We start from the raw sequence: 15,370 nt of genomic DNA, 5'->3' as shown, positions 1-15,370 counted from the left end.
AAAATAATTCATGCAAAAACTAAAGTCCACCCGAAAAATGCTGAACCCCGCCATCAGTCTACCAGTCGGAAATTTCAAAGCATAAAACCCCCTCAACTTGCAAAAACTAATGCCAAAAAGCAAAGACTAGGGGACCTGAACTATGAACACACTACAAAAATTGATCAAACCAATCATCATTCTACTATTAATCACAGCTCTACCTTTAAGCACATTTTCACCTAATCAAACACACGCACTTGGCGAAGAGGTTTCCATGATTGTAGAGGTGGATGGGGATCCGCACAAGTGGAAGGAGTACATTGAGAAGTATCATCCGTTTGTTGAGGTTGTACAGGTGTATGACACCATCCTGAATGCTTTAGCCATTAAAGGAACAACTAAGGATGTTTACAATATTGATAAAGAGGACTTTATTAAACATGTACATCCAACCACTACATACAAGGTGCCTACACCAATGCCCCAATCTAGTGAAAACTCAAAAAACAAAATTGAGCCTCCACAACGGCCTGTGAAGTCCAAATACACGGGGAAAGGAGTCAAGGTTGGGGTGATTGACACGGGGATTGATTATGAACATCCAGACTTAGCCAACGTTTACCAAGGGGGCTATGATCTGGTGGATTTCGATGATGACCCTATGGAGACACTTCCTGAGCAGGGCGCGGCTACCTTGCATGGTACACATGTTGCGGGAATTATCGCAGCAAATGGTGAAATGAAAGGGGTTGCGCCTAACGCGGAGATTCACAGTTACCGAGCACTTGGCCCAGGTGGTGTGGGTTCATCGGTCGGCATTATTGCGGCGATTGAACGTGCTGTTGAAGATGGTATGGATATCATCAACCTTTCTCTAGGGAGTACGGTGAACAGTCCGGATTGGCCGACAAGTGTAGCGGTTAATAAAGCGATTGATATGGGCGTTGCGGTTGTGATTGCCAATGGAAACGAAGGGCCAGGAAAATGGACGGTTTCATCCCCTGCTACATCGGTGAAGGCTCTATCAGTCGGCGCCTCCATCACAGAGTTAAATATTCCTTATGTGTCAGTTCCGTTGGAGGATAAAAAAATTCCACTTGCTATGATGCAAGGTTCCCCGGCTTGGGATTTTACAAAGCCTTATAAACTCGTTGATGGAGGACTAGGAAAAGAGCCTCCAACAGATGCCCAAGGAAAAATTGTCGTGTTTAAGCGCGGGGAAATTCCATTCTCAGAAAAAGTGAAACTAGCAGAAGAGGCCGGTGCAGTTGGTGTCATTATTTACAACAATGAAAAAGGGGAGCTTCAGGGCGGTTTAACAATGCCAACATCAATCCCTGTTGCAGCTGTTAATCAGAAGGATGGGAAATGGTTGATGGAGCAAATGAATAAACAGAGGTGGCTCCACACAGCTTATCAACATCAGGAGGATAAGCTAGCAACCTTTAGCTCAAAAGGACCGGTTTTGGCCAACTGGGATATAAAGCCTGAGATAATAGCTCCAGGGGTTCAAATTGCGAGTACGGTACCTAGAGGAGGATATCAAAAGTTACAGGGAACGAGTATGGCGTCGCCTTATGTTGCAGGGGTTTTAGCGCTGATTAAGGAAGCTCATCCGGACTGGGGGCCAAAAAAGCTCAAAGCTGCGGTTCTCTCAACAACAAAACCATTCCGTAATAAAGTAGGAAGTCTATATTTTCCGATTGAACAAGGGATGGGTTCAATTCAGCCTGAAAAGAGCATCAATCCTGATGTTATGGTATACGGAAGTCGTTTAGCGTTAGGAAAGGTAAATGAACGGAACCAAACGCAAACTGCGGAGCTAGTGATTGAAAATCGTTCAGATAAAGAGAAAAAATTTCGATTTGATATACCACAAAACCATCCCGGTATGACCTGGCATTTGCCTCAAACCTTTTATTTAGAGCCAAAGGAAAAGAAATCCATAAAAGTAGAATTACGGGTTAATTCTGGAAATTTGAAAAAAGGGCTACATCAAGGCTGGATAACATTATATAATGAAAACAATCCAATGAAATTGCCTTATTTATTTGTGAATCAAACAGCAGATTATCCAAAAATCGAAGGACTAGAATTATCGGTTTCTCCGTTCGAGGATGAGCAATTGAAATATCGTATGTATTTGCCGGATGGTGCGGATAAGCTCACTGTTGATTTATATGACCCCTACTCCTTACGATATATAAAGACGATCGTGGAGGAAAATGATGTAAAGGCTGGAATGTTTAGTGGGATTATGCCGAAAGCAAAAGTGGGGAGAGAGCATTATATAGCGCTTGTCAAGGTACTAAATGGCTCAGATTACAGCTCATTTGTGACAGATTTTCAACTCTTTCCTTAGGGACTCGAAATTTGCACCATATTTATTGACAGAAAATAGCTACTATTGTATGCTAATCTAGGTGTGTGATAGGGCTTTCAGTATGCCCTTATCACACGTTTGGAACCCACAAGATGGGGGCTTATATAATGGGGAAAAATCAAAAGCCATTTCACGCTATTGCGTTGACGAGTGCAATCGTTTCAAACTTGTCAGGGTGCACGCTTGTCGGCATATTTTTCGGTCGATGGATTGATCAAAAACTTGGATTATCGCCATTATTTTTAATTATTGGCCTTATGATTGGATTAGGTGCAGGAGTTTATGGCACAATTTATTTAGTTAACAAGTACACAGGAGATCTCTGACATGCAATATAAGGTTATGGTCAATCGTCAAAGAAAATGGATGCTTTATGTACTGGCCCTCTTTGTCTTAGGGTGGGGTCTCACGCCTTATCCAGACATATTTTTAGGTCTACTATTAGGCTCCTCAATCAGTTTTTTTAACCTCTGGCTTTTGCAACGCAAGGTTAACCAAGTAGGACAAGCAGCAGCGAAGCAAGTGACAGCACGAGCACTTGGTACTTTTTCACGATTTGCTAGTGCAGTACTCGCGGTTTTGATTGCACTCCGCTATCCGCAACATTTCCATATGATAGCAGTTGTTATTGGATTAATGACGATTTATTTTGTCATTATGATAGATTTTTTTGTTACATCACAAAGATCTAAACCCTAGGAAGTGAGGTGAATTATCTTGGATCACGGAGCACCCATTAAAGAAGACGTGTTTGGCATCTCATGGTTGGATTTTAACCTTTCCAACGTAGTAATGATGATAATTACAGCACTTATTGTCTTTACGCTAGGTGTCCTAGCAAGTCGGAACCTTCAGCGGAAACCGACTGGGCTACAGAACTTTATGGAATGGCTTATTGATTTTGTAAAAGGCATTATTGGTGGCAATATGGATTGGAAAACTGGTAAACAGTTTCTTCCTTTAGGGTTAACGTTGATTACATACATCTTCGTTGGCAACATTTTAGGGGTTATTATGATGATTAGTGTGGACCATGAGCTATGGTGGAAGTCACCTACATCTGACCCAGGGATTACCTTGTCACTCGCCGTTATGATTATTGTTCTAACAAACTATTACGGTGTCAAAATGCAAGGTGCTAAAGAGTATGCAAAAGGCTTTTTAAAGCCACTCCCATTTATGCTACCCTTTAAGATTATTGAGGAATTTGCCAATACGTTGACATTAGGTCTTCGTCTATTTGGTAACATTTACGCAGGTGAAATTCTCTTAGGCCTACTGGCTGGATTGATGACATCTGGGGTAGGTGGGTTCATCGGTGGTATTATTCCGATGTTAGCTTGGCAAGGATTTAGTTTATTTATAGGTGCAATTCAAGCATTTATCTTTACAATGTTAACAATGGTGTATATGGCACACAAAGTGAGTCATGACCATTAATTTTATAATCAACAAAAACTAATTTTGAAAATATGAGGAGGAATTTGAAATGTCAGGAGCATTAGCAGCAGCAATTGCAGTAGGTTTAGCCGCACTAGGTGCAGGTATTGGTAACGGTCTTATCGTAAGTCGTACAGTTGAGGGTATCGCACGTCAACCAGAACTTCGTGGTGCTCTTCAAACAACAATGTTCATTGGTGTTGCGTTGGTTGAGGCACTTCCAATCATCGCGGTTGTTATCGCATTTATGGTAATGTAACGACCATCATCTAAAATTCAACAAAATGGCGGAGTAACAGCTTTTTAACTTCGCCATTCCTTTATGACAACGAAAAGCGGAGGCGACTGGCAGCCGCAGCTAGACATCATAATAGCAAAACGTATCAAAGTAAAAAGGCTTTCGCCATAAGGACTTGGTCGACCAAGTTTTTCGAATGTAAAGCCTAAATCAAAACAATTGGCGAAAGGAGTGGGTGGCGTGTTAGATACAAGCGTACTTGTGTTAAATGCTGGATTTAGTTTGAACGGTGGCGATATTGCCGTTTCACTAATTACCTTCATTATACTATTAGCTCTTTTGAAAAAATTCGCTTGGGGTCCTTTAATGGGGATCATGAAAGAGCGTGAAGATCACATTGCAAATGAAATCGATACTGCTGAGAAAAATCGTCAAGAAGCTGAACGCTTAGCGAAAGAGGCACAGGATAGTATTAAGAATACTAGACAAGAGGCTCAGGCAATCATTGAAGAAGCAAAGCAAACAGCTAAAGAACAAGAGCAATCAATCGTTACTGCTGCTCGTACAGAAGCAGATTGTATAAAAGAATCCGCTCGTCAAGAAATCGAGCAAGAGAAAGAAAAAGCTATTACAGCCTTGCAAGATCAAGTGGCTTCCTTGTCCGTTCGCATTGCTAGCAAAGTAATTGAAAAAGAACTTTCCGAGCAGGATCAAGAAAAATTGATCAACGAATATTTAAAAGAGGTAGGAGATAGCGATGAGTAATTCTGTTGTAGCGAATCGTTATTCCACCGCTCTTTTTGAACTAGGACAAGAGAAATCGTTGTTAAATACACTAGAAATCGAAATTCGTGGTGTTCAAGAGGTTTTTCAAAACAATGAACAACTACAAACATTCCTGAATCATCCGAGCATTCCAGTAGAAAAGAAGAAAGAGCTTTTGAAGGATGCGTTCAAAGATGTTTCTAAGGAATTGTTGAACACATTACTCATTATGGTTGAACGTCATCGTGAAAGTGAAATTCTCCCGATGACTGAAGCTTTCATTCAAATGAATAATGAAGCGCAAGGAGTTGCCGAAGCGACAGTTTATTCGGTCCGTGCGTTATCAGATGATGAAAAGCAGTCACTAGAAAAAGTGTTTGCAGCAAAACTAGACAAGAAGGCTCTTCACATTACGAACATTGTTGACCCGACCATTATCGGTGGCGTTAAGCTGAAAATTGGTAACCGAATTTATGACGGCACAGTAAGTAGTAAACTAGAGCGTATCGAACGTCAACTGGTTTCTGCAAACAAATAAGATAGGGGTGAAATTGGATGAGCATCAAAGCTGAAGAAATCAGTGCACTGATTAAGCAGCAAATCGAAAATTATGAATCTGATATAGAAGTTAACGATGTAGGTACTGTAATCACAGTTGGTGACGGTATCGCACGTGTACACGGTCTTGATGATGCGATGTCCGGTGAGCTTGTTGAATTTTCAAATGGTACGATGGGTATGGCCCAAAACCTTGAAGAAAACAACGTCGGTATCGTAATCCTTGGACCATATAAGGACATTCGTGAAGGTGATGAGGTTCGTCGTACAGGTCGCATTATGCAAGTGCCTGTAGGAGAAGAGCTTCTTGGCCGTGTGGTAAACTCTCTTGGTCAACCAGTAGATGGCAAAGGACCGATTGAAACAACTAAAACACGTCCAATTGAATCGGATGCACCTGGTGTTATGGATCGTAAATCAGTACATGAGCCATTACAAACAGGTCTTAAAGTAATTGACTCTATGATTCCAATCGGTCGTGGTCAGCGTGAGCTTGTCATCGGTGACCGTCAAACTGGTAAAACAGCTGTTGCCCTAGATACCATCATTAACCAAAAGGATCAAGACATGATTTGTATTTATGTGGCAATTGGACAAAAGGAATCAACTGTACGTGGCGTTGTGGAAACTCTACGTCAACAAGGTGCGTTGGACTACACAATTGTTGTAACAGCAAGTGCATCTCAACCAGCTCCATTATTATACCTAGCTCCTTATGCGGGTGTATCAATGGGTGAAGAGTTCATGTACAACGGCAAGCACGTACTTGTTGTATATGATGACTTATCAAAACAAGCGGCAGCATACCGTGAACTTTCCCTATTACTTCGTCGTCCTCCAGGTCGTGAAGCATTCCCAGGGGATGTATTCTATCTTCACTCACGTTTACTTGAGCGTGCAGCGAAGCTTAGTGATGCAAAAGGTGGCGGTTCTTTAACTGCATTACCTTTCGTTGAAACACAAGCAGGAGATATCTCTGCTTATATTCCAACAAACGTAATTTCCATCACTGATGGACAAATTTTCTTAGAATCTGATCTTTTCCACTCCGGTGTACGTCCAGCGGTTAACGCAGGTCTTTCCGTATCCCGTGTTGGTGGTGACGCCCAAATTAAAGCGATGAAGAAGGTTGCCGGTACATTGCGTTTAGACTTAGCCGCATTCCGTGAGCTTGAATCCTTCGCCCAATTTGGTTCAGATCTAGATAAAGCAACACAAGCAAAACTAAACCGTGGTGCTAGAACGGTTGAAGTATTAAAGCAAGGACTTCACCAACCACTAGCTGTTGAAAAGCAGGTTTCTATTATTTATGCACTTGTTAATGGGTTCCTTGATGATATTCCAGTAGCGGACATTCAACGCTTTGAGTCAGAGTTGTTTGTTTGGATGGAAAAGAACGCAAATGAAATCTTTGAGCATATTACAAGCACAGGTCAATTACCTGAAAAAGAAGACTTCAACAAGGCTATTGAAGGCTTCAAGAAAACATTTGTCGTTTCAGAATAATAAAGTGAGTTTGAGAGCGTAGTCCAGAAAAGGTGGTGAAACGGCTTGGCATCTCTTCGTGACATTAAAGGAAGAATTACTTCCACGAAAAAGACGAAACAAATCACAAGTGCAATGGAAATGGTTTCCGCTTCTAAAATGAACAAAGCAGAACAAAATGCCCGTTCATTTGTTCCATACATGGAAAAGATTCAAGAGGTGGTTGCTAGCATTGCAACAGGTAACCTTGATGTCGACCATCCGATGTTAAAATCGAGAGAGGTAAAGAAAACAGGTTACTTCGTGTTTACATCTGATCGTGGACTTGCTGGTGCTTATAACAGTAACATTCTGAGAACTGTTTATAACACGATTAATAAAAGACATAAGTCCTCTGATGAGTATACGATTATTGTCATCGGAAAAGTGGGTCGTGAATTTTTCAAAAACCGCAATATGCCCGTTTCTAAAGAGATTGTAGGACTCAATGATCAACCTGACTTTGCTGATATTAAGGATTTGGCGAATGAAACGGTAAACCTATACGCAAATGAAGAAATTGATGAATTGTACATGTACTACAATCATTATGAAAGTGCAATTTCACAAGTGGTAACGGAAAAGAAACTACTCCCACTTACAGATTTAAACGAAGGCAATTCAAAAGCAACAAGCTCGTATGAATACGAACCAAACCAAGAAGAAATCTTACAAGTTCTATTGCCGCAATATGCAGAAAGCTTAATTTATGGGGCAATCCTGGACGGTAAAGCTAGTGAGCATGCTGCACGTATGACAGCGATGAAAAATGCTACGGACAATGCGAACGATATTATTGATGACTTAAGTCTGAAATATAACCGCGCACGTCAAGCAGCCATCACACAAGAAATCAGTGAAATCGTTGGTGGAGCAGCCGCACTAGAATAGGATATGTAAATGTAAGGAGGGAAAAAGGATGAGCAAAGGACATATTTTACAGGTAACAGGTCCGGTTGTTGACGTTAAGTTTAATAATGACAACCTACCTGAACTATACAACGCCTTAACCGTACGTCATGAAGCCAAAGAAGGCCAAGGCGTTGATATTGACCTTACTTTAGAAGTAGCTTTGCACTTAGGTGATGATACAGTACGTACCATCGCTATGTCCGGAACAGAAGGTCTTGTTCGCGGAATGGAAGTAGTAGATACAGGTGCTCCAATCTCTGTACCTGTTGGGGACGCAACACTTGGACGCGTATTTAACGTATTAGGAGATAAAATCGATTTAGAAGACGAAATTGGTGCGGACGTAAAGCGTGACCCAATTCATCGCGATGCTCCTAAATTCGAAAACCTAACAACTAAAACTGAAATTTTAGAAACTGGAATCAAAGTAGTAGACTTGCTTGCTCCTTATGTTAAGGGTGGTAAGATCGGTCTATTCGGTGGTGCCGGAGTTGGTAAAACCGTATTGATCCAGGAATTGATTAACAACATCGCTCAAGAGCACGGTGGTATTTCCGTATTCGCTGGTGTAGGGGAGCGTACTCGTGAAGGGAACGACCTATTCCACGAAATGAGCGACTCAGGCGTTATCAAAAAGACAGCCATGGTATTCGGACAAATGAACGAGCCACCTGGTGCACGTATGCGTGTTGCCTTAACAGGTCTAACAATGGCTGAGCATTTCCGTGATGTAGAAGGACAAGACGTACTTCTATTTATCGACAACATTTTCCGCTTTACCCAAGCTGGTTCAGAGGTATCCGCCCTACTTGGACGTATGCCATCTGCCGTTGGTTACCAACCAACACTAGCAACAGACATGGGTCAATTACAGGAGCGTATCACATCCACAGATAAAGGTTCCATTACCTCTATCCAAGCTGTATACGTACCTGCCGATGACTATACTGACCCAGCACCAGCGACAACTTTCGCTCACTTGGATGCAACAACAAACCTTGAGCGTAAATTGTCTGAGCAAGGTATCTACCCAGCGGTGGATCCACTTGCATCAACATCACGTGCCCTTGACCCGAACATTGTTGGGGAAGAGCATTATGAAGTTGCACGTGAGGTTCAAAGAACATTGCAAAAGTATCGTGAGCTTCAGGATATTATTGCAATCCTTGGTATGGATGAATTGAGTGATGAGGATAAGTTGACTGTATCCCGTGCACGTCGTATTCAATTCTTCCTATCTCAAAACTTCCACGTTGCTGAACAGTTCACTGGTCAACCAGGTTCTTATGTACCAGTTGACGAAACGGTTAAAGGATTTAAAGAAATCCTTGACGGGAAGCATGATGACATTCCTGAGGATGCATTCCGCCTAGTGGGCCGCATCGAGGAAGTTGTCGAAAAAGCACAAGGTATGGAATAATAACGGGGAATTCAATCGTGCAAGTGATTAACTTAATCTCAAGCCCAAGGAGGGGTTCACATGAAAACACTGACTGTGAGTGTTGTTACTCCTGATGGCCCTGTATTGGAAAATGCGTACGAGATGGTTAGCGCTAAGGCGGAAAATGGCGAACTTGGTATCTTGCCAGGACACATTCCCCTTGTTGCACCATTAACCATTAGTGCTGTCCGTCTAAAAGGAGAGGGAAACACCGATCACATCGCGGTCAGCGGAGGATTCCTAGAGGTTCGTCCTGACAAGGTCACCATTCTAGCTCAGTCCGCTGAAATGCCAGATGAAATCGATGTCGAACGCGCACGCAAAGCAAAGGAACGTGCCGAACGCCGTCTCCAATCCCAAAAAGACGATGTCGACTTCAAACGAGCCGAATCAGCACTAAGACGTGCCATTAACCGCATCAACGTAGCAGGAGCTAATAAATAGGGACGGGGGGACAGGTCCCTTGTCCCACCAGGAAGGGATGGAGGGATCGTTCCCTCATCTCTTCAGAATATAACAGTAGAAGCCAGGATTTCCGTGGTAATGCGGAGGTTCTGGTTTTTGTATTCGCACTTTTCTAAGGGAAGGTTGTTTTTGGCTAACAAGATAGTTAAATTGTGACACACCACCGTTGAGCTACGGCTGATTAGCATTGACATTAAGACACGAGTTAAGAGCTATGCATGACGTACATTACATCGGTAAAAAGAGTAAAACATGTGTTATAGTGTGCTCATGACAAGCAAGGCATCATCAGAAACAGTAATACATCCATCATGGCTCTTACGCTGGCCAGTTCTTCGCAGTTCGCCCTCAAGCCACACTCCAAAATTATGACAATACCCCGAACTTTCCCCACAATTTCATCCAAAGAAAACACATTCCTCTGCATGTCTCACTCCTAACCAACATACAAATATAGTGATTCAATAAAACAATAGACTTTACGAAATATCGACATTATGAAACTATAATGCTATAATGGAACCGATTGCAAGATTGATAATTTAAAAGATTCAAAAAGATTCAAAATTCAATACATAGAGGTGAATCTATGGACTCTCTTCACATCTATCAAAACAGCTACACCTTCATTGTCGTATTTATGTTTGTAGCCATTTTACTCCCGATCGTAGCGCTCTCAGCAGGAAAACTTCTTCGTCCACATCAACCTACCAAAGAAAAGATGACCACATATGAAAGTGGTATAGAACCCTTTCAAGATGCCAGAGTTCAGTTTAATGTGCGCTACTATTTATTCGCTTTAATGTTTGTCATTTTTGATGTTGAAACCGTCTTTTTGTACCCATGGGCTGTTGCATATGAGCAGCTCGGTATATTCGCTCTGATTGAAATGTTGATCTTTATCGTCGTTTTATTCTTAGGATTAGTGTACGCATGGAAAAAGGGGGTACTTAGGTGGAGATGAATTTAGAAAATATAAAGGTAGAAGACCAAGAGGAACTGCAGCGGAATGTCTTTTTTATTACACTTGAGCAACTAAAATCATGGGCGCGGAGCAACTCCTTGTGGCCAGTTCAGTTTGGATTAGCCTGCTGTGCTATTGAAATGATGGGGGTTGGAGCCTCTCATTATGACTTAGACCGATTTGGATCCATTTTCCGCTCATCCCCAAGACACTCAGACTGCATGATTGTATCAGGTACAGTAACGAAAAAAATGGCACCGATTATACGGAAGCTGTATGATCAAATGCCAGAACCGAAGTGGGTTATTGCCATGGGGTCTTGCGCGACTGCAGGTGGACCATATATCCGCTCATATTCTGTAGTAAAAGGAGTTGACCAAATCGTCCCAGTTGACGTCTATATTCCTGGTTGTCCACCAAACCCAGCAGCATTAATTTATGGCATTAATAAATTACAGGAAAAAATCCGCTATGAAGCCAAAACAGGAAAGCGGGTGACGAATAAGTGACAGATGAAAATCAAAACCAACCACAATCCAATGAAGAAAACGAAAAATCAAAAGTAGAAGAAACGAAAAATCAAGCCGATGAATCCCAAAAAGAACCAAAAGCCGAACCCACCACACCTAAAGAGGAATCGCCTTCAAACAAAGAATCCACCAAAAACGCAAAAGAAGACACATCCGCCAAAACAGACAAACCAAAGCCGAAAAAAGACCGACCCAAACGACCACGAAAACCTCGTGCCAAAAAAGAAGAAAAGCCTGAAGACCTTGGACCATCGCCAAACCAACCGATCCTAGACCACTACGTAAACGTAATCAAAACAAACCTCGGTGAAGAAGCCATTGAAGAAGCTAGTATTAATCGCAACTCAAAAGACCTTCCTACCATTGTTGCCACACCAAAGAGCTATTTTCAAATCGCAAAGCTTCTGCGGGATCATGAGGAGCTCCAATTCAACTATTTATCAGACTTACATGGCATTGATTATGAAACCCATATGGAAATGTATGTTTATTTATATTCGATGACAAAAAAGTATTCGGTTGCTTTAAAAGTTAAAGTGGACCGAGAACATCCAGTTGTCGATTCTCTTACGCCTATATGGCAGGGAGCGAATTGGCCAGAAAGTGAAGCGTACGATTTACTTGGAATCCAATTTAACAATCATCCAGACTTAAAACGAATCCTTCTTGGTGAAGATTGGGAAGGATATCCGCTGCGTAAAGACTATGAACCTTATGATGTGGAGGTGTAGCTATGATTCGAACAGAGGAAATGCTATTAAACGTTGGACCCCAGCATCCGAGTACCCATGGGGTTTTTCGTCTCGTTGTAAAGGTTGAGGGGGAAATCATTCGTGAGGCTACACCGGTGATTGGTTATTTACATAGAGGAACGGAAAAGCTTGCGGAGGATCTTCAATACACCCAAATCATACCGTATACAGATCGAATGGATTACCTCTCCGCCATGACAAACAATTATGTCATTTGTCATGCTGTTGAGACAATTGTGGGTTTAGAGGTTCCAGAACGGGCCGAATATTTACGTGTGATTGCGATGGAGCTGGGGCGAATTGCCAGTCACCTTGTTTGGTATGGAACGTACTTACTTGACTTGGGGGCAACCAGTCCATTTTTGTATGCCTTCAGAGAAAGAGAAGCGATTATTAATCTATTAAATGAACTTTGTGGGGCACGTCTTACCTTTAACTATATGCGTATCGGCGGCGTAAAGTGGGATGCTCCCGAGGGCTGGATTGATAAGGTGAGAGAATTTATCCCGTATATGCGTGAGCAGCTTGATGGCTATCATGGGTTTATTTCAGGTAATGAAATATTCCTTAACCGTGTCAAAGGAATTGGCCAATATACGCAGGAAGAGGCCATTCAATATTCCTTAAGTGGAGCAAATCTTCGCTGTACGGGTGTCGATTATGATATTCGAAAAGTTGAGCCTTACTCCATTTACGACCGCTTTGATTTTGATGTACCTGTTGGAGAAACTGGTGATGCTTGGGCTAGGTACAAATGTCGGATGGGGGAAATTGAGGAGTCCTTAAAAATCCTAGAACAAGCGGTAGAGCAAATCCCTGAAGAAGGCAAGGTGCTAGGAAAAGTTCCACGTATTATTAAAGCGCCAAAAGGGGAGGTTTACGTTCGCATTGAATCCCCACGTGGTGAAATTGGCTGTTACATTGCAAGTGACAATAAAAAATCACCATACCGATTAAAGTTTCGCCGGCCATCCTTTTACAATCTTCAAATCCTTCCGAAGCTGCTGGAGGGGGAAAACATGGCCAACTTAGTCACCATTTTAGGCGGAGTGGATATCGTACTTGGGGAGGTGGACGGATAAATGGAATGGATGATGGAGCTGTTAAAATCACCGCCAGGGCTTAGCAATCTATCGACGTTTCTTATTCTAACGCTTCCTGTATTGTCCATCGTACTCGGATTTGTTACGTATGCGATTTTAGCCGAACGAAAGGTGCTTGGTTACATGCAATTGCGGTATGGTCCAAACCGAACAGGGGGAAGATTTGGCCTCCTGCAAACAGTAGCTGATGTTCTTAAGCTACTGATTAAAGAGGACACCCGACCAAAGGAAGCGGACCGACCATTGTTTATTTTAGCACCTGTCATCGCCTTTGTACCTTCCTTCATGGTGCTTGCGGTTATTCCGTACACAGAGTCAGTGATGTTTGCCAACATTGGTGTCGGCTTACTGTACTTTATCGCCATCTCAGGACTCACGACAGTCGGAATGCTGACGGCAGGCTGGGCATCTAACAATAAATATGCACTCATGGGTGGTATGCGCTCGGCTGCGCAAATGATCTCCTATGAAATCCCGCTACTGATGGCGCTCGTAGGTGTCGTTTTATTCGCCGGCTCTTTGAATTTAGTTGAAATCGTGGAGCAGCAGCAATATATTCCTTACATTTTGCTCCAGCCAATTGGATTTATCATCTTTTTTATCGCCGCAACCGCTGAACTGAACCGTACACCTTTTGACTTACCAGAAGCTGAATCTGAGCTGATTGCCGGTTATCATGTTGAGTACTCTGGCTTCCGTTTCGCCTTCTTCATGCTGGCGGAATATGTATACTTGTTTGCCATGTCCGCCCTCATTACCGTTTTATATTTAGGCGGATGGAATCCAATCATCGGACTTGGCTTCATCCCAGACCTCGTTTGGTTCGGCATCAAGTTTAGTATTTTGGTATTCGTCTTCATGTGGGTTCGCGCCACTTTACCAAGAATCAGACCAGACCAACTGATGGAATTTGGCTGGAAAGTACTCCTGCCTGTAGCCATGCTGAATATATTTCTATCAGCCATTTTAAAAGAAATCTTTTTCTAGAAACCTAGGTTTTTAGAAAATATCTGTATAAAAGGTGGTGTTTGTACGATGAAAGGTATTACGAAAGGGTTAGCCCATACGCTGAGAAACATGTCGAAAAAGAAGATGAGCTATCAATACCCCGATGAACCAGTTCCAATGCCAGACCGTTTCAGAGGCATTCAAAAATTTTATCCGGAAAAATGTATCGTTTGTAACCAGTGTGTCAACATCTGCCCGACAGACTGCATCCAGCTCACTGGGAAAAAACATCCCGACCCCGATCGCAAGGGAAGAATTATTGAGACTTACGATATTAACTTTGAAATTTGCATACTGTGTGACCTTTGTACAGAGGTATGTCCAACCGAAGCCATTGTCATGACTAATAACTTCGAGCTTGCCGATTACTCAAGAGATGAGCTCTTCAAGGATCTCCAATGGCTTGATGAAAATGATACAAATGTTCGAGAGGAGAATTAAGATGAATGGTGAATTTATTGCCTTTTTAATCCTTTCGTTCACAGCTATTCTCGGTGGAATCCTCATGTTGAACTTAAAAAAGGTCGTCCATATGCTGTTGTCGGTTGTTCTCACCTTTGTGAGCCTAGCTGGAATTTATGTATTATTATCAGCTGAATTCGTTGCGGTTGTACAAATCCTTATATACTCAGGCGCTGTTACGATCATCCTAGCTTTTGGAATCATGCTCACGAAACATACCGCTCGAGACGAGAGAACATCCAACCGATTACGCGCTGCTTTGGTGGGAGTTGGGGTGCTGGTCTTTTTCTTCACGGTATATGGAGCCATTGATAACCTATTCTTCGGCCCTGGAGCGGAAGGATTACATGTAGAAAATACACAACAAATTGGGGAACGCATTTTTGCTCACTATGTCATTCCATTTGAACTCGTATCCATTGTGTTACTCGTCGCTTTAATGGGAGCAATCGTGTTAGCGAGGAAGGAAGGGGAGGAGAATAAATGACAACTATACCTTTACAGGCGTACCTTATTCTCGCCCTCATCCTATTTTGTATCGGACTTTTTGGTGCGCTAACGAAACGAAATACCATCATTGTGTTAATTTGTATCGAGCTCATGTTAAATGCAGTCAATTTGAATTTGGTCGCATTTAGCCAATTGGGCAATAATCCTGGAATTACAGGTCAAGTTTTTTCCTTATTTACCATCACGATTGCAGCTGCAGAAGTGGCAGTTGGTATGGCCATTCTGATTGCGTGGTATCGACATAAAAATGGGGTTAATGTAGATGAGATGGACGGATTAAAAGATTAACCGATTGAGGTGCGAAAGTATCACCTTGATCTGAAGAAGGGATTT

Annotated in this window: 19 protein-coding genes; all 19 read left to right on the top strand. The window is 42.3% G+C overall.

The features are described from left to right. Positions 1–142 precede the first annotated feature (142 nt). The 19 genes from GH754_RS07605 to nuoK all read left to right on the top strand — a co-directional run bounded on the left by GH754_RS07605 (position 143) and on the right by nuoK (position 15,325). Positions 143–2,344, top strand: coding sequence for a S8 family serine peptidase (locus GH754_RS07605; RefSeq protein ID WP_153728131.1), 2,202 nt, complete (start codon positions 143–145; stop codon positions 2,342–2,344). Positions 2,345–2,472: 128 nt separating this feature from the next. Next, positions 2,473–2,691 carry an AtpZ/AtpI family protein gene (locus GH754_RS07600; RefSeq protein ID WP_153728130.1) on the top strand — a complete coding sequence of 73 codons (219 nt, stop codon included), beginning with the start codon at positions 2,473–2,475 and terminating at the stop codon, positions 2,689–2,691. Position 2,692: 1 nt separating this feature from the next. Then, on the top strand, positions 2,693–3,064 hold the full coding sequence (locus GH754_RS07595; protein WP_153728129.1) for an ATP synthase subunit I: 372 nt from the start codon (positions 2,693–2,695) through the stop codon (positions 3,062–3,064). 18 nt (positions 3,065–3,082) lie between these two features. Beyond that, positions 3,083–3,805 carry a F0F1 ATP synthase subunit A gene (gene atpB / locus GH754_RS07590; RefSeq protein ID WP_153728128.1) on the top strand — a complete coding sequence of 241 codons (723 nt, stop codon included), beginning with the start codon at positions 3,083–3,085 and terminating at the stop codon, positions 3,803–3,805. A 49-nt stretch (positions 3,806–3,854) separates the two neighbouring features. Further along, positions 3,855–4,064: a F0F1 ATP synthase subunit C gene (atpE, locus tag GH754_RS07585; RefSeq protein ID WP_153728127.1), complete on the top strand. Its 210-nt coding sequence runs from the start codon at positions 3,855–3,857 to the stop codon at positions 4,062–4,064. Positions 4,065–4,283: 219 nt separating this feature from the next. Continuing rightward, entirely contained in the window at positions 4,284–4,808 is a 525-nt protein-coding gene (locus GH754_RS07580) for a F0F1 ATP synthase subunit B (protein ID WP_323741904.1), read from the top strand. After that, the gene (locus tag GH754_RS07575; RefSeq protein ID WP_153728125.1) at positions 4,801–5,346 is read left to right on the top strand and encodes a F0F1 ATP synthase subunit delta; all 546 of its coding nucleotides are present in this window, start codon (positions 4,801–4,803) and stop codon (positions 5,344–5,346) included. The genes GH754_RS07580 and GH754_RS07575 overlap by 8 nt, the downstream gene beginning before the upstream one ends. Before the next feature lie 17 nt (positions 5,347–5,363). Then, positions 5,364–6,872, top strand: coding sequence for a F0F1 ATP synthase subunit alpha (atpA, locus tag GH754_RS07570; RefSeq protein ID WP_153728124.1), 1,509 nt, complete (start codon positions 5,364–5,366; stop codon positions 6,870–6,872). Between the two features lie 45 nt (positions 6,873–6,917). Beyond that, a complete protein-coding gene (atpG, locus tag GH754_RS07565; protein ID WP_153728123.1) occupies positions 6,918–7,781 on the top strand; it encodes an ATP synthase F1 subunit gamma in 864 nt (287 codons plus the stop codon). A 28-nt stretch (positions 7,782–7,809) separates the two neighbouring features. Beyond that, complete coding sequence (atpD, locus tag GH754_RS07560; protein WP_153728122.1) at positions 7,810–9,222, top strand: F0F1 ATP synthase subunit beta; 1,413 nt, start codon at positions 7,810–7,812, stop codon at positions 9,220–9,222. 60 nt (positions 9,223–9,282) lie between these two features. Next, complete coding sequence (locus GH754_RS07555; RefSeq protein ID WP_153728121.1) at positions 9,283–9,687, top strand: F0F1 ATP synthase subunit epsilon; 405 nt, start codon at positions 9,283–9,285, stop codon at positions 9,685–9,687. Between the two features lie 610 nt (positions 9,688–10,297). Continuing rightward, complete coding sequence (locus tag GH754_RS07550; protein WP_153728120.1) at positions 10,298–10,672, top strand: NADH-quinone oxidoreductase subunit A; 375 nt, start codon at positions 10,298–10,300, stop codon at positions 10,670–10,672. After that, positions 10,669–11,181, top strand: coding sequence for a NuoB/complex I 20 kDa subunit family protein (locus GH754_RS07545; RefSeq protein WP_153728282.1), 513 nt, complete (start codon positions 10,669–10,671; stop codon positions 11,179–11,181). Before GH754_RS07550 ends, GH754_RS07545 begins: the two co-directional genes overlap by 4 nt. Further along, positions 11,178–11,933 (top strand): NADH-quinone oxidoreductase subunit C, encoded by a 756-nt coding sequence (locus tag GH754_RS19950; RefSeq protein WP_323741902.1) that lies wholly within the window; start codon positions 11,178–11,180, stop codon positions 11,931–11,933. The genes GH754_RS07545 and GH754_RS19950 overlap by 4 nt, the downstream gene beginning before the upstream one ends. Positions 11,934–11,935: 2 nt before the next feature. After that, the gene (locus tag GH754_RS07535) at positions 11,936–13,036 is read left to right on the top strand and encodes an NADH-quinone oxidoreductase subunit D (RefSeq protein WP_153728119.1); all 1,101 of its coding nucleotides are present in this window, start codon (positions 11,936–11,938) and stop codon (positions 13,034–13,036) included. A gap of 9 nt (positions 13,037–13,045) precedes the next feature. Continuing rightward, positions 13,046–14,044: an NADH-quinone oxidoreductase subunit NuoH gene (gene nuoH, locus GH754_RS07530; protein WP_153728281.1), complete on the top strand. Its 999-nt coding sequence runs from the start codon at positions 13,046–13,048 to the stop codon at positions 14,042–14,044. Positions 14,045–14,092: 48 nt separating this feature from the next. Continuing rightward, entirely contained in the window at positions 14,093–14,506 is a 414-nt protein-coding gene (gene nuoI / locus GH754_RS07525) for an NADH-quinone oxidoreductase subunit NuoI (protein WP_153728118.1), read from the top strand. 1 nt (position 14,507) lies between these two features. Further along, a complete protein-coding gene (locus tag GH754_RS07520; RefSeq protein WP_153728117.1) occupies positions 14,508–15,014 on the top strand; it encodes an NADH-quinone oxidoreductase subunit J in 507 nt (168 codons plus the stop codon). Next, positions 15,011–15,325, top strand: coding sequence for an NADH-quinone oxidoreductase subunit NuoK (gene nuoK / locus GH754_RS07515; RefSeq protein WP_153728116.1), 315 nt, complete (start codon positions 15,011–15,013; stop codon positions 15,323–15,325). The genes GH754_RS07520 and nuoK overlap by 4 nt, the downstream gene beginning before the upstream one ends. The last annotated feature ends 45 nt before the right edge of the window (positions 15,326–15,370 follow it).

It is taken from the genome of Salinibacillus xinjiangensis (assembly GCF_009649735.1).
Lineage (GTDB): Bacteria > Bacillota > Bacilli > Bacillales > Alkalibacillaceae > Salinibacillus > Salinibacillus xinjiangensis.
The sequence above is the reverse complement of the archived record's forward strand: the minus strand, read 5'-3'. Positions and strand labels throughout refer to the sequence as shown.